Genomic DNA, 677 nt, shown 5'->3' with positions numbered 1-677 from the left:
CCCAGCGTGGCGACAAACAGTTGTGCTGTGCGCACCTCGCCAGTCGTGGGATCAATCACGTCGATCGTGTGCCCGGCGTAATCGACAAACAGCCGCTCGCCCGCCGGATGGCGCTGGCGCATCACCGGCGACAGCTTGCCTTCCCACCGCGTGTAAAGTTCGCAGAACCGAGAGTAACCGTAGCCCTCGGGGTGATCGGCGCGATAGTCTTCCCACAGCAACGACAGCGTCACGCCTTTGCGGCGCAACTCGCGGTGAATATGCGCCCAGTCAGGCTCGGTCGCACGGTTCGACACATCACGCGCCGTCCGCGGAAAAATCAGCCGCTCGAGGTCGGTGTCAGACATTTCTGGCGGCAGCGGCCAAGCCAGATCAGCGTCTCGAGCGCGATCCAGATAACCCTGAAGGGTGGTACGCCCAATCGCTAGGCTTGCCGCAATTTGACGGGTCGACAGCCCCTCGGCTGACAGCCGTAAAACATCTCGGATCTTCCGCATCGACAATCTCTTCATCGGGCTTCCTTCGTGCCAAAAAGCGCGGAAGGTAGCCGGTTGCAGATTGCCTCACAGCATCACATCACAGGGTGGCCGGATGCCCCGGAATCGATGGCCGGATAAAATCGGAATGGGTGGCCGGATACTTTTGGAATCCGTGGCCGGATGACCCCGGAATACGCA

The 677-nt window shown here is 60.9% G+C and carries 1 pseudogene; it reads right to left on the bottom strand.

The window, feature by feature from the left end:
- A pseudogene (locus BV911_RS18875) lies at positions 1-512 on the bottom strand (IS21 family transposase); the annotation flags it as partial.
- Positions 513-677 lie beyond the last annotated feature (165 nt).

The organism is Pseudoruegeria sp. SK021 (genome assembly GCF_002119405.1).
Lineage (GTDB): Bacteria > Pseudomonadota > Alphaproteobacteria > Rhodobacterales > Rhodobacteraceae > Meridianimarinicoccus.
This window is presented reverse-complemented; position numbering and strand designations above follow the sequence as displayed.